Genomic DNA, 17110 nt, shown 5'->3' with positions numbered 1-17110 from the left:
CTCGAAGTTCAAGGCAGCACCTGGAGAACGAGCGAGCCACCGCGAAGACCAACGACGACCAGGAAGGACCGCTACGGCCAGGTCGCAGGCAAAATCCGGTCGGGTGAACAAGTGCCAGCTCCAGATGCATGGAACAACACCCGCGTGCTCAACGGCGACCCGGTCGAGGAAGTGACCGGACTGAAGAAGGACATCACCGGCGAGATCCAGGTCCCCGGCAGCATCCGACTCGCGCAGGAACTGATCGAGAACGACCTCGTCGACGAGATCCGCCTCATGACCTTCCCGGTCATCCTCGGCACCGGCCGACGACTGCTCGGAGAAACCACCGACAAGACGACCTGGAAGCTGACCGAGTCGAGAACCGTCGGCGAAGGGATCCTGATCACGATCTTCCAGCGAGCCGACCGATGAGCCCTGCCGGGTACGAGCGGACTTCATTCAGCTGAAGGAGCCATCGAGGCATCGGAGCAGCTCTACACCGCCCGGCCGCACATCGCCCGGCCGCACATCAGCCGCGTTGCGCACGGCGCCCACGCCGGTCGACACCGCACATCCCAGCAGCAAGGCCGCGGTATCGAACGAGTCCCCGACCGGCAGCTCGTCAGCGAACGGTGTCAGCCATGCTCACACGCCAGGAGGCACCGTCCCGCTCAGCGGCCAGGCCGGCGAGCTGGGTGCGGTTGGCGACCTGCAGCTTGGCATACACGTGCGCCAAGTGGGTCTTCACCGTGCCGCGGCTGACGAACAGGCGAGCGGCGATCTCCGCGTTGGACAACCCCTGTACCGCATGGTCCACAACCGACAGTTCGGTCGGGGTCAGGCTCTCCCAGCCGGAATCCGGCCGGCGGCGCGGCCCTCGCGCGCGGGACGCGTAGCCGACCGCCGCCCGCAGGTCCATCGTCTGCCCGCGTTCGAACGCTTCGCGCAGCGCGGGCTCGTCGCCGGGGTCGAGCGGGCGCGGCGGCGGGCCGGCGCCCAGATCCGCCCTGGCACGCCGTGCCGCACCAGCGAGCGTCGCCCCGACCTCCGCGGCGCCGCGCCGGAGGTTCAGCAGCGCCAGCGACTCCAGGCTGTCGACGCAGCCGAGGACGAGGTCGTGATCCATCCGGATCCGAAGCGCGTCGTGGTGCAGCCGGAGCGCCCGCTCGGTGTCCGTCGCGTAGGCGAGCCGGGCCAGCTCGTCCAGAGCGCCGGCGTGGATGCGGGGCATCTGCCGGGTCACCGGCGCGACCGACTGAGCCTGCAGCACCTGCTCAGCGGCCGCGAGGTCACCTGAGCTCCGCAGCGCGACCGCAAGCAGCAGGCGGGTCTCCGGTGCGAGCCACTCCTCGCTCGGTTCGGGTTGCCACCTCCCTTCCAGCCGGCACCAGGTGACCGCCTCCTCCGGGCGACCCCGCGCCAGCGCGAGCATCGCCTTGCGGCACTCCCAGCCCGTGATGAACGGCAGCGGATCCACGCCATCGATGAGGCGGTCGATCGGTGCCATCGCGGCAGCAGCGTCCGCCGGCCGCCCTTGGCACAAGCGGACTTCGGCCAGCACGCCGCGGGCAACACCGATCCAGTGGATGCCGTGTAGCGGTTCCGCGGTGGCCACCGCACGCTCGGCCGCCTCGCCCGCCCGTTCCAGTGCACCCGACCGGGCCGCGGCCAGCGCCAGCCAACCGAGGGCGAACGATGCCAGCCCACGGTCACCGCGCCGCAGCGTGCTCGCCACCACCGGCTCGAGGTGCTCGATCGCCTTGCGGTACTCGTCGGCGAGCACGTGGACCAGGCCGATGAACCCCGCGGAGGCGTCCGCGACGAAGCCGTCGCCGGCCCGCACGGCCTCGTCCCTGACCGCCCGGGCCTCCGCCAGCGCCGGCTCGAGACCGTCGGCAAGCAGCCCGATGGCGGCCAGTGACCGGCTCAGCCTCTCCGCGGCGGGCGCACCGACCTCGGCGGCCAGTTCCTGGGCTGCCCGCGCCACCTCGAACGCCTCGATGCCAGGCTCTCCGGTGTCGGTCACCAGTGCGAGTGCCGCCAGAACCTCCGCCTGCAACGGGGTTCGCTCATCCCCTCCGCGGTCGGCCGCCTGCCGGAGCAACCGCACGCCCTCCGCCCCCCGGCCTTCGAGGTGCCACAACCACGCACACGCCGCGGCCAGCCGCCGACCCGGTGCCGGGTCATCGCGTGCCAACCCCCACTCGATCGCGGCACGGACGTTGGGGTAGGCCGCCCCCACCTGTGCCCGCCAGGCGTCCTTGTCGGTGTCCAGCAGCAGCGCCAACCCGTCGAGCAGTGACAGCTGGACGTCGAGGTGCCGGTCCCGGATGGTGGCCGACTCCGCCGCCTGGTCCAGACAGGACAGTGCGTACGCCCGGACCACCCCGAGCATCCGGTAGCGCGCCACCGCGCCCGTGGTGTCCGCGACGACCAGCGACTTGTCGATCAACCCGCGCAGCGCTTTGAGCAGGCGTTCGCCGCTCGGACCTCCGGGTGAAGCGAGCGCAGTGACCGCGTCGGCGGTGAAGCCCGGCTCGAACACCCCGAGCCGGCGGAACAACACCCGCTCGTCACCGGTCAGCAGGTCGTGGCTCCACCGCATCGACGCTTCCAGCGTCTGCTGCCGAAACGGCGCGGTCCGCACGCCCTCGTCGAGCAGCGCGTGCGGCGTGCTCAGCGAGTCCGCGATCTGGGGCAGCGACAGCGTGCCCGCCCACCCGGCGGCCAGTTCGAGTGCGAGCGGCAGCCGATCCAGCCGGTCACAGACCCGCCGCGCCGCCGTGCGCGCCGCGGCGTCCGGCGTGCGGACGGCAACGCGTGCCAGGAACAACTCGAGCGCGTCGGCAAGGTCCATCGGCGGCACCGGCCAGACCCGCTCACCGGCGACGCCGAGCTTCGACCTGCTGGTGGCGAGCACCGTGACCCGCGGGCAACCGGCCAGGACCGCCGAGGCAACCTGTGCCACACCGTCGAGCAGATGCTCGCAGTTGTCCAGCACCAGGAGCAGCTCGCGGTCCCGCAGGGCTCCGACGAGCGCCGGCACCGGATCCGGTCCCGGCGGCAGCGGGACACCCAGCGCCGTCGCCACTCGCGGGCCGACCTGGCTGTCGTCTACCTCCTCTTCCAGGCCGACCCAGAACACCCCGTCCGGCCGGGCCGCCGACCGGCACACCTGCATCGCCAGCCGGGTCTTCCCGCAGCCGCCATGACCGACCAGGGTCACGAGCTGCCCAGCCGTCAGCGCCTCGCCGACGGCCGCGAGCTCGGCGGCTCGACCGACGAACGACGACAGCTCCGGTGGCAGGTTCGCAGGCATCGAACCGGAGTCTGCCACCGCTCACCCGACGTCTCTGCCAGGCTGAAGATGTTCTCGTTCACGCAGTGGCTCAACTCGGTCGAGACGGTCATGTCCTCGTCGACGCTGACCGAGGCGCCGTGGGCGAACTCCCGAATCGCCGACGCCGACCCGGCTTCGGTGGTCGAGCAACTGCGCGAGCGGCCCGGCGGCGACATCATCGTGTTGGCCAGCAGCAGCGTCATCACGGCGCTGCTCGACGCCGACGGACTCGACCGGCTGAGCATCACGCTCTGCCCGGAGCTGGTCGGCGGCGGCCCCCGGATCTGACAGCAGCCACGCGTGTGACAGTCAGCGCATCGGCCAGCACCGGAGCGCCTGCCGTGGCCGCCGCCCCGGCTCTGTCATGTGTGGAGTGCCTCGATCCATTGTTCGAGGCGGCGGGCTTGGCGGGCCATGAGCTCGGGGCGTCCGAGCGCGCTGCTGAGGACGGCGCTGCCCTCATAGGAGGCAACCAGTTCGACCGCCAGGTCGGGCGCGTCGCGTCGCCCCAACGCTCGGAACTGCTGCTCGGCCCAATCGAGCAGGATCTGCATCAGCGGGGCGGCGAGCGGATCCGATCCGTCGGCCCGCTTGGCCAGCTCCGAGCTCAGCGTCCCGTACGGGCAGCCGTACCGGGCGGTCTCGTCAGCGCGCTCGGCCAGCACGCCCATGAGCGCCTTGAGCCGAGCCTCGGGGCTGGGATACCGGCGCTCCAGCTCGGCGAGAGTCGACCCGAGCTGATCTGCGTGCGTCTGCACGACCGCGGCGACGATGTCGTCCTTGGTCTTGAAGTAGTAGTACACGTTGCCCACCGGCACGTCGGCCGCCTGGGCGATGTGCGCCAGCGTCGTGCCCACGACGCCCTGCCGGTACACCAGCTCGCACGCCGCGGCTACCAACCGCTCCCGCTTGCCCGGTCGCGCGACCGGGGCAGCCTCACCAACGTGCCCTGAGTCAGTTACCACACTCACAGTCTAGACACCGCGCGCTCCCCGGCGTAAGTTACCTACCTGACTAACTGCTGATCGCTCCAGGTCGGTGGTTCACGAGACCAGGAGCACCAGCACATGGAACGAACAGCCGTCAACCCGTGGTCGTGGCCGGTGGAGCTCGGCTTCGATCAAGCGCAGCTCGTCGAGGGCCACCGCCGAGAGCTCATCTGCAGTGCTCAGGACGCCGTCGACGCCAACGGCAACTCGCAGCATCCGGGCGACATGCCTGCCCAGCTCGGACTCGCGCTCGACAACCTCGTGACGGTCCTCGCCGGCGCCGACATGACCCTCGCCAACGTGGTCCGTCTCAACATCTACACCACCGACGTCGACAACCTGCTCCAGCAGTTCACCGTTCTGACCGAGCGCTTCGAGGGCAAGCGCTTCGCCACCACCGTGCTCGGCGTCACCCGCCTCGCAGCCCCGGACCTCCTCGTCGCACTCGAGGCAACCGCGATGGATTGAGTCGGGATGTTGCGCCGCGGCCACAGGGACGCGCGCTCGCCGTGAAGACGAGTTCTGGACACCAGGAAGGGGAAGCTGATGGCACGGCTCACTGAAAAGATCCGCACGCTGTTCGATGGCAAGAACTTCGCCACCCTGTCAACGCTCGAACCGGACGACAGGCCGCATTCGACAGTGGTATGGGTCAAACGCGACGGAGACGACCTCTTGTTCGCGCTGCCCAGGAGCCGTCGCAAGACCGCCAACTTGATCAGAGACCCGCGGGCGGCCGTGGTGATCTTCGATGCAGCCAGGCCGTACGAGAGCGTCCAGGTGCAGGGCACCGCGTCCATGGACGACGACCCACACGGCATGCTGATCGATGAGCTGTCGCACAAGTACCTGGGCGGGCCGTACCCCGGGTTCGCCGGGCCGAATCCGCAATGGGTGATCGCGAGGATCACGGCCGACAAGGTCACCGCCAACTGGCCGAACTGATGAGCCCTCGGTTCGCCGCCGCGGGTCATCAGGGGCGCTGACGAGGGCCCGGGTTTCCCGGTCCCCGCGAGGCCAGTCCGCCCAAACCTCCAGCACCACCCGGTTCGCCAACGGGCGCGGTCCCATCGGCGCCGTCACACGCCGGCGGCACCAGTGTTGCTGATCACCGGTCTACGCACGGGGGAAAGTTCAATCAACTGACCGTCGCCTCGCTTTCCGCACCAGCCTAGGTACCGACGAACGTGCCGTTCGTCGGTTGGCGGTCGGCCGCGGCCCCCGCCGCATCAGCTGCGGAGGTGCTCGGCGAAGAACGCCAGCGTGCGGTCCCAGGCCAGGTTCGCGGCCGCCTCGTCGTACATCGACGGCGCATCCCAGTTCGAGAAGGCGTGACCGGCGGGGTAGCGGTGCACGACGAACCGCTCGCCCACGGCCGCCTCGACGGCGTCGATCTGGTCGGCCGGGATGTAGGGGTCCTGCGCGCCGTAGTGGAACAGCATCGGGCAGTCGATCGAGTCGGCGCGGTCGAGCATCTGGTGGATGCCGGACCCGTAGTACGCGACGGCCGCGTCCGGCCCCCGGCCCTCGACGCGTGCGCCGGCGGCGAACAGGTAGGCGAGGGACCCGCCGAGGCAGAACCCGACGGCGCCGACGGCACCCGTGCAGGACGACATGCCGCGGACGTGGGCCAGCACGCTCGTCATGTCCCGTTCGGCGAGCCCCCAGTCGAGCTTCTGCAACATGGCCATGCCATCGGTGAGCCCGGACTCGTCCTTGCGCTCGAAGCGCGGCTGGATGCGCCAGAACATGTCGGGCACGATCGCGAGGTGACCCGCCTCGGCGAGCCGGATCGCGAGGCCGCGCATGTTGTCGTTGACCCCGAAGATCTCCTGGAACAGGACGATTCCCGGGGCCCGCCCGGCCGGCCGCGCGCAGAACGCGTCGAACTCCCCGCCGTCGTGGGCCCGTACGCGCTCGTAGCCGGTTTCCATGAGCTGAATCCTGGCCCACGGGCCCGGGGCGCCGGAAGCCAGGCCCGCCGGCTCGTGCCCGACGGCACCGGGCTCACGCCGGTCCGCCGCGGCCGCGCCGAGCCGGCGGTCGGTGCGCGCGAAATCGGTGAGTCGCCTCGATTCGGTCTTTCGCCATCCGGGCATCGACACGTCGACCACGCCGAAAGGCGGGCCGAGCGATCCTGACGGGTAGGTACGGGTATTGCCCCGACCTCACACTGTTTTATAGGGTTTTTCGATGGTCTCGAGGGTGCGGCGAGCGGAGGGTGGGTGCGGCAGGCAGACGCGCATCGCTCACCCGATCCGGCGCCGGAGTACCGGCGCCCGGCCGACTGGCCGGAAGTCGATCTGGTTGACACCGACGTGCACATCACGCCTCCGTCGATCGAGGCGCTCTTTCCCTACCTGCCGCAGCGCTGGCGGGACTACGTGCGGGAGAGCGGGGTGCGCAGCCTGGAGTCGGACCTCTACCCCCCGGGGTCCCCGCTGAGCGCCATCCCCGGGTCGGTCCCCGCGCACGGTGGACCGCCGGGGTCCGACCCGGACCTGCTGCGCACCCAGCTGCTCGATCCGTGGGGGACGACCGTCGCCGTCACCAACTGCGTCTATGGGGTGGACGGGATCCACAACCCGGACTGGGCGGTGGCCATGGCCCGGGCCGTCAACGACTGGCAGCGCGCCGAGTGGCTGTGCGAACCGAGGCTCAGGGGGTCGATCGTCGTCGCGGGCCAGGATCCCGAACGCGCGGCCGCCGAGGTCGAGCGGCTCGGGGGGCTCGACGAGTTCGTCCAGGTGTTGATGCCCGTTCGCTCGCGGACCCCGCTCGGGCAGCGCCACTACTGGCCGATCTACGAAGCGGCGGAGCGGCACGGGCTCGCCCTCGGCGTCCATGCGGGCGGGGCCGGCGGGAACCCGATGAGCCCGGTCGGGTCGCCGAGCTATTACCTGGAGGAGTACGTGCTTCTCGCCCAGGCATTCCAGGCGCAGCTGATCAGTCTGGTGAGCGAAGGCGTGCTGGTGCGGTTCCCGGAACTCAGGGTCGTCCTGATCGAGGGCGGGTTCAGCTGGCTCCCGCCATTGATGTGGCGGTTCGACAAGAACTGGAAAGGACTTCGCCGCGAGATTCCGTGGGTCGACCGGCTGCCGTCCGAGATCATCCGGGAGAGCGTCCGCTTCACTGCGCAACCACTCGACGCCCCTGCCGATGCGCGCCGGCTCCTGCAGGTGGTCGAGCAACTCGGGAGCGACCGGATGCTGTTGTTCTCCACCGACTATCCGCACCGTCAGTTCGACGACCCGGCGTGCTCGGCGCCGCACGGCCTCGCCGGAGATGCGCTCGTCGGGTTCCTCGGCCGCAACGCGCTCGACGTCTATCGCCTCGACGAGGAGTGATCGCCCATGTCATCGGCAAGGGCACGGCCGTCGTTGGTCGACTGCGACATCCACAACGAGCTGGCGCCGGACTCGTTGACCAGGTATCTCCCGGCCCGGTGGCGACACTACGACGAGACCTACGGGAGCCGTGGCGACGGCGGGTTCGCCTACCCCAAGGGAGCTCCGCGGGCCGCGCGCACCGACGCGTGGCCGCCGTCCGGATTACCACCGGGCGCTGACCTCGACTTCATGCGCACGCAGTTGCTGGACCCGTTCGACATCCGCTACGGCATCCTCAACTGCCTGGCCAAGTCGAACCGCCCGAACCCCGACTACGCCGCGGCGCTCTGCCGCGCCGTCAACGACTGGCAGATCGACGAGTGGCTGGAGAAGGAACCGCGGCTGCGGGCGGGCATCACCGTTCCCTACGAGTACCCCTCACTGGCTGCGGAGGAGATCGACCGGTCCGCGGGGCACCCCGGGTTCGTCCAGGTCCTGCTGCTGGTCCGCACGGACGAACCGCTGGGGCGCCGCAAGTACTGGCCCGTCTTCGAGGCCGCCGTCCGGCACGGCCTGCCGATCGGCATCCATTTCGGCGGCGCCGGGCGCAACCCGCTCACGGCGAGCGGGTGGCCCTCGTTCTACATCGAGGACCACACCCTGATGGCTCAGGCATTCCAGGCGCAGGTCGTCAGCCTCGTGGTCGAGGGCGTCTTCGAGCGGTTCCCCGGTCTGCGGGTGGTGTTGATCGAAGGCGGCTTCGGGTGGCTCCCGTCCCTGATGTGGCGACTCGACGCACACTGGGCCCGCCTGCGTGACGAGGTTCCCCACCTCACCCGCAGACCGTCGGAGTACATCCGCGAGCACTTCTGGGTCACCACGCAGCCCGTTGAGGAGCCGCCCGACCCGAAGGACCTGCTCACCGTGTTCGACCACATGGGCGGAACGGACCGGATCATGTTCTCGACCGACTATCCGCACTGGGACTTCGACCACCCCGACCGAGCGATCCGGGTCCGGCTCGACGCGGAGACCCGTGAGCGGATCATGAGCGGCAACGCCACCGCCCTCTACGGACTGGACTGAGATGTCCAGGCATGTTGTGGCGACGATCGAGGAGATCGGGCCCGGCGAGCGGAAGATCGTGGAGATCGAGGGCCGCTCCGTCGGGGTCTTCAACGTGAACGGCACCTTCTACGCCCTCCGCAACCAGTGCCCGCACGCCGGGGCGCGGCTGTGCGACGGCGTCCTCACGGGCCTGGTCACCTCCACGGCGCCGGGGGACTACACCTATCTCCGGTCCGGCGAGATCCTGCGGTGCCCGTGGCACGGCTGGGAGTTCGACATCACCACCGGGCGTTCCTGGTTCGACCCCGCCCGGACGCGGGTCAGGGCCTACGAGACCGCTGTGGAGGCCGACGACCCGGTCGCAGGCGACGAGCTCGGGCGGTCCGGGTACCGCGCGGGGCCGTACGAGGCCGAGAGGTACGAGGTCGAGGTGCGGCGGCAGTACGTCATCGTGCACACCTGAGCCTCCGTCACGAGCACAGAAAGGTGACTTGATGCGCGCCGCATTCGTCCCGGAGCCCGATCGCGTCGAGGTCGGGGACTTCCCGATGCCCGTCGCGACGAAGGAGGGCGAGCTCGTCGTCCGGATGGAGCGGGCCTCGATCTGTGGCTCCGACGTCCACGCCGTCTACCACGGGTTCCACATTCCGGGGTGCCTCGGCGCGCCGGGGTATCCGGGACACGAGGGCGTCGGCGTGGTCGTCGACAGCAAGTCGGCCTACTTTCCCGCCGGTGTCCGCGTGCTCACCGTCTCCGTCGGCAACCGCGGGCGCTGTTTCGCCGAGTACCAGCTCATCGACGAGAACGAGGTGATCCCGCTCCCCGCGGACAGCGACCCGGCCCGCCTGCTGATGGCGCAGCAGTACGGCACCACGCTCTACTCCATGCGGATGTTCTGGCCGGGCGGGAACACAGGCACCGCCGCGATCATGGGTGCCGGCTCCGCCGGGCTGTTCTTCCTGCAGCAGGCGAAGAAGCTCGGCTTCGACAACATCGTCGTCTCCGACCTCGACGAGAAGCGGCTCGCGGTGGCCGATCGTCTCGGTGCCGGAACGCTGGTGCACGCACCCCGGGAATCCCTCGTCGACGCCGTCATGGACGTCACGGGCGGCGCCGGAGCCGACCTCGTCATCGAGGCCGCCGGCTACGACAGGCTGCGCGCGGACGCCGTCGCGGCCGTCGCGGTCCGCGGCACTGTCGGATTCTTCGGCTTCCCGGAGAAGTACGGGATGGCGGACTTCCCGATGTACGACGCATTCCGCAAGATCGTCCGCATCCAGTGGGCAGGCGGCACCCAGTCGGAGCCGGGTCTCGTCGCCTTCCGCGACGCCGTGCAGCACATCCACGAGGGCAGCATCGAGGTGGACTACTGCCTCGACTCGGTGTACCGGCTCGACGACATGCCGACCGCCATGGAGGTCGCACGCGACCATGGGCGCGGATCGGTCAAGCTGTGCATCGACGTGGCCGGCGCCGGCGCCTGATGCGGTGACCGCGACCGTCGACCGGGGCGCGACACCCCGGGCGTGTCGGCCGGGTGACGACCCGCGGCATCGGGCGCTGATGGTCCGCGGCACGACCTGTCGGGCGGGCGCCTCCGCCGCCCACCTCACCGTCCGAACGACCGCGCCGCTTCCGTGGCGGGAGGTGGCCAAGGTCGGCGCTGATCGACCGGGCGGTGGCGATGAGCTCCGGCAGGAGGGCATCGATCGACTCCGGGGTCAGCCGACTGCTCGGTGAGGTCAGTGAGAGCGTCGCCACGAGATCGGCGCCGGCCGCCTTGATCGGTGCGGAGAGCGTGCTCACCCCCGGCAGGGTCTCCTCGACGGCGACGGCGTACCCCTCGGCGCGCGCCTTCTGGATGTCGGCGAACAGCGCCTCCGGCTCCGGCGGGTTCATCGGCGTGATCTCGGACGGGTCGTGCTGGGCGAGGATCCGCCGGCCCCCGGGCGGGCGGTGCGCTCACCACGCCCGCCGGCCGCTCCGCCGGGTCGACCGGCCACCGCCGCGGCGGCGGGGATGGTGACGATCCCCGGGGGCGTCTTCCGGATGGGTGACGACCGTGAGGAGGCGGTCCGCGCCGACGGCGAGGGCCCGGTCCGTCCGGTCGAGCTGGCGCCCTTCCGGATCGACGCGACGGCCGTGAGCAACGCCCGGTTCGCGGCGTTCGTCGAGGCGACGGGCCATGTCACCGACGCGGAGCGGTTCGGCTGGTCCTACGTCTTCGCCGACTTCCTCACCGGTGCGGCCGCGGGCAACGTGCTGCCGGGCCGGATGGCCGGGATTCCGTGGTGGGTGCCGGTGCGCGGCGCGTCGTGGCGCCGGCCCGAGGGCCCCGGCTCCGGCGTCGACGACCGCGCCGACCACCCGGTGGTGCACGTGTCGTGGCACGACGCGGGCGCGTACGCGGCGTGGGCGGGCAAGCGGCTGCCGACCGAGGCGGAATGGGAGCGCGCCGCCCGCGGGGGATTGGAGCGGGCCAGGTTCGCCTGGGGCGACGACCTGGAGCCCGGTGGCGAGCACCGGTGCAACATCTGGCAGGGCACCTTCCCCGTGCAGAACACGGGGGCCGACGGCCACCTCGGCACAGCGCCCGTGACGGCGTTCGCACCGAACGGGTTCGGGCTGTACGGCGTAGCGGGCAACGTCTGGGAGTGGTGCGCGGACTGGTGGAGCCCCACCTGGCACGTCGCCGCCCGGGAGGAGGCCCGCCGCAACCCGCAGGGCCCGCCGAACGGCCGCCAGAAGGTGATCCGGGGTGGATCCTACCTGTGTCACCGGTCGTACTGCACGCGCTACCGGGCCGCCGCGCGGACATCGAACACGCCGGACAGCACGACCGGCCACATGGGGTTCCGGTGCGCCGCCGACGTGGTGCCTCCCTCGGCGTCGTGAGTGGATACGCGTGCTCCAGCACTTCGTATCCACTCACGGGCGGCGCGCCGCCCACGCCGTTACCGCGCCGCACGCGCCTGCCGGAACGTCACGGCCTCCTCGGCGTAGGTCGCGTGGCTGTCGCGGGCCAGGCGGCGTTCGGCCTCGAGGTCAAGGGACCGGGCCACGGCCAGGTAGACGGCACCGGACACCACGACCCCGACGAACAGCGCGAGATCGGCTCCGCCCATGGCCTCGGCCGCGGGGCCGGTGTACCAGGCCGAGCTGATGAACGGAACCATCGCGGCGATGCCGGCGCAGTAGGACACCAGCCCGCGCCACGCCCACCGGCCGTACCGGCCGTCCGGCCGGAAGATCTCCCTGATGGCGTACTCACCGCGCCGCACGAAGTAGTAGTCGACGAGGTTGACCGACGTCCACGGGATCAGCACGTACAGCAGGATCACGAGGAACGTGCCGAAATTGTCCAGGAAGGCCCCGGTGCTCAGCCAGGCGCCCAGCAGGGCGGCCGCGGTGACGGCGCTGCAGGTCACGATCCGCAGCCGCAAGGTCGGGCGAACCGGCCGGACCGAGTCGGCGATCGTGATGATGTTGAGCGACGCCGCGTAGATGTTGAGCGTCATGACGCTGACCAGGCCCGGGATCGCGGCCAGCAGGATGACCGTCCCGAAGCCGTCGACCGCCTCGTCCGCCACGGTGCGGATCGCCTCCAGCGGCGCGGCATCGGCGACTCCCGCGGCCAGCAGGGCACCGAGCGCCATCAGCCACACCGCGCCGGCGAGCGAGCCGCCGTAGGTGTGCCACAGGGCGGCGCGTGGGCTCGTCTGGGGCGGCAGGTAGCGCGAGTAGTCCGAGACGTACGGCGCCCAGCCCAGCTGGTAGGCCGCGGCGGCGCCGAACTGGACCAGGAAGCTCGTCCACTCGAAGCCGGCCAGGCTGAGTTGATCGCCGCTGAGCCCGCCCTCGACGACCGCGACGACGGTGAACACGCCGAAGGTGGCCAGGAAGAGCAGGGTCAGCCAGCGCTGGGTCGCGTGGATCCAGTGGTAGCCGAAGACGGCCAGCAGCAGCGCCAGCGCGCTCAGCACGACATACCAGAGCTCGGTGTTGTCGACGACCGTTGCGTTGAGCGCCTCGGCGGCCAGCGCCTGGTTGAACACGTTGAACCCGGTCAGGCTCAGCACCACGAACGCACACATGACGGCCACGCCGCGATACCCGAACTGCGCGCGGGACTGAATCATCTGAGGGAGCCCCAGCTGCGGGCCCTGCGCCGAGTGGAACGCGGTGAAGACCGTGCCGAGTGCGGCCCCGAGCACGACGGCCAGCAACGACGACAGGAAGGACGCGCCCAGCGCGGCACCCAGCATTCCGGTCGCCAGCGTCGTCACCTGGGCATTCGCCATGAACCACAACGGGCCCAGCGACCATGGCCGGCCGCGCCGGTCACCGAGCGGAACCCAGTCGATCGACCGGACCTCGACGGTGCCGGTGCCGGTGCCGGACGGTCCGTCCGTCGAACCTGTCGGCGCGTCCGCCATGGGGTGCCTCCTGAAACCGAGACGCGGTGGGTGGGTGGGTCAGTCGCGGTAGCGGGCCAGGCGCAGGCCGGCGGTCGCGCTGTGCGCCGCCATGCCCTCGTAGTCGGAGATCGCTTCGACGGCGACGGCGAGCTGCGGGGTGGCGGCCTGCGTCACGCGCTGGTAGATCAGCGGCTTGAGGAACCGCGAGACCGACAGCCCCGCGCTGTGCCGCGCGCCCCTGCGGGTCGGGAGCACGTGGTTGGTGCCCGCCATGCCCTTGTCGGAGTAGGCGACGGTGCTCCAGCGGCCCAGGAAGATCGAGCCGTAGTTGCGCAGCCGCTCCAGGTAGAAGTCGTCGTCGGCCGTGTGGACCTCGAGATGCTCGGGGGCGAGGTCGTCCATCACCTCGATCGCGGTGGCCGCGTCCCGCGCCCAGACGACCGTTCCGTGGTCACGCCAGGCCGCGCCGGCGATCTCGGCCGTCTTCAGCGCCCCGAGCTGGCGGTCGATCTCGGCGATGACGGCGTGGCCGAGGCTCTCCGAGGTCGTGACCAGCGCGGCCGGTGAGTCAGGGCCGTGCTCGGCCTGCCCGAGCAGGTCCGCTGCCACCAGGACGGGGTCCGCGGTCTCGTCGGCGATGACGGCGACCTCGGAAGGACCGGCGAGCAGGTCGATCGCGACGGTCCCGAAGAGCTGGCGCTTGGCCTCGGCGACGTAGGCGTTGCCGGCTCCGACGAGCATGTCGACGGGCCGCTCGTCCAGCAGCCCGAACGCCATCGCGGCCAGGGCCTGTACCCCGCCGAGGACGTACATCCGGTCGGCACCCGAGATGTGGGCCGCGTACAGGACGGCGGGGTGCGCCCGCCCGTCCGGACCGGGCGGGGTGCAGGACAGCACCGTCGGCACCCCGGCGACCTTGGCGACACCGACGGTCATGAACGCGCTGGCCAGCAGCGGAAAGCGGCCGGCGGGTAGGTATGCCCCCACCCGGCCGACCGGGACGTAGCGCTGCCCGGCCGCCAGGCCCGGCGCGAGCTCGGTCTCGAAGTCGACGAGGTGCTCGCGCTGCCGCGCGGCGAACTGCTTCGTGCGCTCCGAACCCAGGTCCAGCGCGTCGCGGATCGCCGGCGGCAGGCTGTCGCCGCTGCGCGCCAGTGTGGCGCGATCGAGCTCGAAACCGCTGTCGTCCCAGCCGTCGAGCTCGCGGGCGTAGCGACGGACGGCATCCATCCCGCCCGCCTCGATGTCACGCAGCATCGTCGAGACACGCTCGACCACAGCGGCGTCCCGAGCGATGGTGGTCGAGGCGGCCGCGGGCGCCTTGAGGAGCCGGTAGGCCCCGTCCAGGTGGTCGAGGTGGGAGGAATCGAGCTGCATGGGACGGGACGGTAGATACGGGTGGTCGGCAGGACAACCACGAGAAGTCCCGTACGTGTTACAGGGTCCTCCTATGGTTCGGCGGCGGAGGACGCTCGCCGGGAGAGCACCATCCGCCCGGCCAACCGCACGATCTCCCGGGTCGCGGGCGACAGGACCGCCGATTCGCGCTGGACGACCGCGATCGTGTCGTAGAGCGGCTCGGCGAACGACACGGTGCCCAGGCCCGCAGGGAAGGCCGCACTCTCCGCGACGGCGCGGGAGACGAACGTGTCCCCTACGCCGCGCGCCACCAGGCCGAGCGCGGACTCCACGTGCTCGACCTCGATGAGCGCCGCGAGCTTGAGGCCCTCCAGCTGGGCCCGCTCGGCGAGCTGGCGGCGCGTCGGGTCCTTCCAGCCGTAGTGCGCGTCGTAGAGGATGAGCCGGGCGGCCGCCAGGTCGGCGATGGTGACCGGGGCCGTCAGCCGCTGCGGGTCCCGGCTGACGTAGACCACCTCGTCGCGCATCAACGGGGTGACCTTGAGGCCGTCCGCAACGATGGGCAGCACCACCAGGCCCGCCTCGAGCTCGCCTGCGGCGACGGCCGCCGCGACCTCCACGGAGTTCTGGCCGACGAGCCGCACCTGCACGGCCGGATGCCGCTCGTGGAAGTCCTGGACGAGATCCGACAGCAGGTAGTAGTCCGCGTTGCGGAGCAGCCCGAACGTCGCGACCCCGCCGCTGAGCGAGCGCAGCGAGCGGAGGGCCCGGGCGCCGTTCTCCGCAGCGGCCACGGCCTGCTCGGCGAACGGAAGCAGCTCCTCACCCGCGCCCGTGAGGATGAGCCTGCGGCCGCGGACGAACAGCCGGACGCGGTGCTCCTCCTCCATCCGGCGGATCAGCTCCGACACCGACGCCTGTGACACCTGCATCGCGGCGGCGGCCGCGGTGAACGACCCCGTCCGTGCCGCGGCGACGAACGCCCGCAGCTGGTTCAGCGTCACGTGGGGGAGACTATCCAGCGACATAGGTTTTTCCTTCCCACGCCACTGGAAAGGTGCTGGTTGTCGTGTTCGCCTGCCGCGCCTACCGTCTCGGGCCAGGACGGACCAGTGAGGTGTGGATGATGTGCATCGGGTGCCGCGCGGTGCCCCGGGTGCCGGCCTGCGAGGAGGAGTCCCGGTGACGCGCGTCGTGTGCCGGCAGCTCGCGCCCGTGCTGGGGGATCTGGAGGCCAACCGCCAGGCGTCGGCGGACGCCGTCCGGGATGCCGTCGCGGCCGGGGCCGAGATCGTCGTCCTGCCCGAGCTCGTCACCTCGGGTTACGTGTTCGCGGACCGAGCCGAGGCGGCGGCCGCGGCGATCACCCCGGGGCATCCGCTGTTCGCCGACTGGGCGGCGGCAGCCGGCCGAGCCGTCGTCGTCGGCGGCTTCTGCGAGCGCGGCGGCGACGGCGGGCTGTACAACAGCGCGGCGGTCGTCGACGCCGGCGGGGTCCGCGCGGTCTACCGCAAGACCCACCTCTGGGATCGCGAGAAGCTGGTGTTCGACCAGGGCGACGACCGTCCGCCCGTGGTCGACACGGCGGCCGGCAGGCTGGGCGTGCTGATCTGCTACGACCTGGAGTTCCCCGAGTCGACGCGGGACCTCGCTGTGCGTGGCGCCGACCTGCTGGTGGCGCCGGTCAACTGGCCGCTGGTCGACCGGCCCGCCGGGGAACGCCCGCCCGAGGTCGTCATCGCGATGGCGGCGGCGCGGGTGAACCGCGTGGCGATCGCGTGCTGTGACCGCGCAGGGCCGGAGCGGGGCCAGCGGTGGACCGAGGGCACGACCATCATCGACTGCTCCGGCTGGGTGGCCGCGACGCCCGGCCCGGACGGCGCCGCGGTCGCCGACCTGGACCTGGCCGCGTCCCGGGACAAGGCGCTGTCGCCGCGCAATCATGCCTTCGGCGACCGGAGGCCCGAGCTCTACGATGGCGAGGGTCCGCTCAGCAGCTGGGAAACGGGTGCGGCGGGGCGGCGGCGACCGACGAACGGCGCTCTCGTCGGCTAGCTGAGCTACGACCGACGAAGTCGGTTTGATCGAGTCAAGTTTGGGTTCATGCGGCGAATCCGGCCTCCTGGGTGTGTCGGTCGAGGGCGCGCTGGTAGTCGCGGGCGGCGGTGCGCAGGCTGCTGGGCGCTGGTGGGTCTGGGTCGGTGAGCTGGGCGAGTCCGGGCTGCAGCAGTCGGGTCTGGACGTGGCTGAGCAGCATGGCGTGGTGCAGCCCGACGTCGGTGACGCGGTAGCGGTGGCTGCCGGGGATACGGCTGATCAGGCCGTGGGCGCGCAGCCGGCGCAGGTCGTAGCTGACCTGACCGGCGCTGATCTGGTCGGGTGGCTTGCCGAGCAGCCCGGCCAGCAGGCCGCGCAGGTCCCGGTTGCGCAATCCGTGCGGGAGCAGCCGGAACACCAGCAGGGCCTGCAGCAGCGCGTGGGCGCGGCGGTCGCCCAGACGCAGCCCGGCGATCCGGTTGCCCTCGCTGGTGATGGTCGGGTCGTGCACGGCGGTGAACGCCTCGGCGGCGCGGATCGGGTTGTGGCTGAGTCGTTGGACGCCCAGCAGGCGCCTGTTGGCGGAGA

Annotated in this window: 18 protein-coding genes; 10 read left to right on the top strand and 8 right to left on the bottom strand. The window is 71.2% G+C overall.

What is annotated here, in order from left to right; all coding sequences use genetic code 11:
- On the top strand, positions 1 to 414 hold a 414-nt coding region (locus tag KME75_RS31295; protein ID WP_219418538.1), incomplete at its 5' end, for a dihydrofolate reductase family protein.
- A gap of 190 nt (positions 415 to 604) precedes the next feature.
- On the opposite strand, the gene KME75_RS45250 is transcribed toward KME75_RS31295, so the two are convergent.
- On the bottom strand, positions 605 to 3301 hold the full coding sequence (locus KME75_RS45250) for a LuxR C-terminal-related transcriptional regulator (RefSeq protein WP_219418537.1): 2697 nt from the start codon (positions 3299 to 3301) through the stop codon (positions 605 to 607).
- Between the two features lie 48 nt (positions 3302 to 3349).
- Here KME75_RS45250 and KME75_RS31285 point away from each other — a divergent pair, with 48 nt between their 5' ends.
- Positions 3350 to 3610 carry a dihydrofolate reductase family protein gene (locus tag KME75_RS31285; RefSeq protein WP_219418536.1) on the top strand — a complete coding sequence of 87 codons (261 nt, stop codon included), beginning with the start codon at positions 3350 to 3352 and terminating at the stop codon, positions 3608 to 3610.
- A gap of 74 nt (positions 3611 to 3684) precedes the next feature.
- Here the strand turns inward: KME75_RS31285 and KME75_RS31280 are convergent, their stop codons facing one another.
- Positions 3685 to 4221 (bottom strand): TetR/AcrR family transcriptional regulator, encoded by a 537-nt coding sequence (locus KME75_RS31280; protein WP_246633203.1) that lies wholly within the window; start codon positions 4219 to 4221, stop codon positions 3685 to 3687.
- Between the two features lie 168 nt (positions 4222 to 4389).
- Here KME75_RS31280 and KME75_RS31275 point away from each other — a divergent pair, with 168 nt between their 5' ends.
- Together KME75_RS31275 and KME75_RS31270 are read left to right on the top strand one after the other, a co-directional pair.
- Entirely contained in the window at positions 4390 to 4779 is a 390-nt protein-coding gene (locus tag KME75_RS31275) for a RidA family protein (protein WP_219418534.1), read from the top strand.
- Positions 4780 to 4857: 78 nt separating this feature from the next.
- Positions 4858 to 5256: a PPOX class F420-dependent oxidoreductase gene (locus KME75_RS31270; protein WP_219418533.1), complete on the top strand. Its 399-nt coding sequence runs from the start codon at positions 4858 to 4860 to the stop codon at positions 5254 to 5256.
- Between the two features lie 284 nt (positions 5257 to 5540).
- Here the strand turns inward: KME75_RS31270 and KME75_RS31265 are convergent, their stop codons facing one another.
- On the bottom strand, positions 5541 to 6245 hold the full coding sequence (locus KME75_RS31265) for a dienelactone hydrolase family protein (RefSeq protein WP_219418532.1): 705 nt from the start codon (positions 6243 to 6245) through the stop codon (positions 5541 to 5543).
- Between the two features lie 291 nt (positions 6246 to 6536).
- Between KME75_RS31265 and KME75_RS31260 the strand changes: the two genes are divergently transcribed.
- Genes KME75_RS31260 through KME75_RS31245 form a run of 4 tightly spaced genes read left to right on the top strand, consistent with a single transcriptional unit; the run spans position 6537 to position 10192 of the window.
- Positions 6537 to 7658, top strand: coding sequence for an amidohydrolase family protein (locus KME75_RS31260; protein ID WP_219418531.1), 1122 nt, complete (start codon positions 6537 to 6539; stop codon positions 7656 to 7658).
- A gap of 6 nt (positions 7659 to 7664) precedes the next feature.
- A complete protein-coding gene (locus tag KME75_RS31255; RefSeq protein WP_219418530.1) occupies positions 7665 to 8726 on the top strand; it encodes an amidohydrolase family protein in 1062 nt (353 codons plus the stop codon).
- Between the two features lies 1 nt (position 8727).
- Entirely contained in the window at positions 8728 to 9171 is a 444-nt protein-coding gene (locus KME75_RS31250) for a Rieske (2Fe-2S) protein (RefSeq protein ID WP_219418529.1), read from the top strand.
- 31 nt (positions 9172 to 9202) lie between these two features.
- Positions 9203 to 10192 carry a zinc-binding dehydrogenase gene (locus KME75_RS31245; RefSeq protein ID WP_219418528.1) on the top strand — a complete coding sequence of 330 codons (990 nt, stop codon included), beginning with the start codon at positions 9203 to 9205 and terminating at the stop codon, positions 10190 to 10192.
- On the opposite strand, the gene KME75_RS47025 is transcribed toward KME75_RS31245, so the two are convergent.
- Complete coding sequence (locus tag KME75_RS47025; protein ID WP_372452711.1) at positions 10155 to 10643, bottom strand: IclR family transcriptional regulator domain-containing protein; 489 nt, start codon at positions 10641 to 10643, stop codon at positions 10155 to 10157. The genes KME75_RS31245 and KME75_RS47025 overlap by 38 nt on opposite strands.
- A 21-nt stretch (positions 10644 to 10664) precedes the next feature.
- Here KME75_RS47025 and KME75_RS31235 point away from each other — a divergent pair, with 21 nt between their 5' ends.
- On the top strand, positions 10665 to 11603 hold the full coding sequence (locus KME75_RS31235) for a formylglycine-generating enzyme family protein (RefSeq protein WP_504739530.1): 939 nt from the start codon (positions 10665 to 10667) through the stop codon (positions 11601 to 11603).
- A gap of 59 nt (positions 11604 to 11662) precedes the next feature.
- On the opposite strand, the gene KME75_RS31230 is transcribed toward KME75_RS31235, so the two are convergent.
- From KME75_RS31230 to KME75_RS31220, 3 genes are all read right to left on the bottom strand, one after another.
- Entirely contained in the window at positions 11663 to 13144 is a 1482-nt protein-coding gene (locus tag KME75_RS31230) for a purine-cytosine permease family protein (protein ID WP_219418525.1), read from the bottom strand.
- A gap of 39 nt (positions 13145 to 13183) precedes the next feature.
- Positions 13184 to 14503 carry a histidinol dehydrogenase gene (hisD, locus tag KME75_RS31225; protein WP_219418524.1) on the bottom strand — a complete coding sequence of 440 codons (1320 nt, stop codon included), beginning with the start codon at positions 14501 to 14503 and terminating at the stop codon, positions 13184 to 13186.
- A 71-nt stretch (positions 14504 to 14574) separates the two neighbouring features.
- Positions 14575 to 15489 (bottom strand): LysR family transcriptional regulator, encoded by a 915-nt coding sequence (locus KME75_RS31220; RefSeq protein WP_308283265.1) that lies wholly within the window; start codon positions 15487 to 15489, stop codon positions 14575 to 14577.
- A 178-nt stretch (positions 15490 to 15667) separates the two neighbouring features.
- Here KME75_RS31220 and KME75_RS31215 point away from each other — a divergent pair, with 178 nt between their 5' ends.
- Complete coding sequence (locus KME75_RS31215) at positions 15668 to 16540, top strand: nitrilase-related carbon-nitrogen hydrolase (protein ID WP_219418522.1); 873 nt, start codon at positions 15668 to 15670, stop codon at positions 16538 to 16540.
- A 46-nt stretch (positions 16541 to 16586) separates the two neighbouring features.
- On the opposite strand, the gene KME75_RS31210 is transcribed toward KME75_RS31215, so the two are convergent.
- Positions 16587 to 17110, bottom strand: a 524-nt coding sequence (locus KME75_RS31210; RefSeq protein ID WP_219418521.1) for a hypothetical protein, incomplete at its 5' end; no start/stop codon positions are given.

Origin of the sequence: Pseudonocardia nigra (assembly GCF_019396355.1) — a bacterium.
GTDB classification, from domain to species: domain Bacteria; phylum Actinomycetota; class Actinomycetes; order Mycobacteriales; family Pseudonocardiaceae; genus Pseudonocardia; species Pseudonocardia nigra.
This window is presented reverse-complemented; position numbering and strand designations above follow the sequence as displayed.

Bases quoted from the DNA above. Each gene is read 5' to 3' on its own strand.
- KME75_RS45250 (WP_219418537.1), bottom strand. From the start codon at position 3,301: ATGCCTGCGAACCTGCCACCGGAGCTGTCGTCGTTCGTCGGTCGAGCC.
- KME75_RS31285 (WP_219418536.1), top strand. From the start codon at position 3,350: ATGTTCTCGTTCACGCAGTGGCTCAACTCGGTCGAGACGGTCATGTCC.
- KME75_RS31275 (WP_219418534.1), top strand. From the start codon at position 4,390: ATGGAACGAACAGCCGTCAACCCGTGGTCGTGGCCGGTGGAGCTCGGC.
- KME75_RS31270 (WP_219418533.1), top strand. From the start codon at position 4,858: ATGGCACGGCTCACTGAAAAGATCCGCACGCTGTTCGATGGCAAGAAC.
- KME75_RS31265 (WP_219418532.1), bottom strand. From the start codon at position 6,245: ATGGAAACCGGCTACGAGCGCGTACGGGCCCACGACGGCGGGGAGTTC.
- KME75_RS31255 (WP_219418530.1), top strand. From the start codon at position 7,665: ATGTCATCGGCAAGGGCACGGCCGTCGTTGGTCGACTGCGACATCCAC.
- KME75_RS31250 (WP_219418529.1), top strand. From the start codon at position 8,728: ATGTCCAGGCATGTTGTGGCGACGATCGAGGAGATCGGGCCCGGCGAG.
- KME75_RS31245 (WP_219418528.1), top strand. From the start codon at position 9,203: ATGCGCGCCGCATTCGTCCCGGAGCCCGATCGCGTCGAGGTCGGGGAC.
- KME75_RS31230 (WP_219418525.1), bottom strand. From the start codon at position 13,144: ATGGCGGACGCGCCGACAGGTTCGACGGACGGACCGTCCGGCACCGGC.
- hisD (WP_219418524.1), bottom strand. From the start codon at position 14,503: ATGCAGCTCGATTCCTCCCACCTCGACCACCTGGACGGGGCCTACCGG.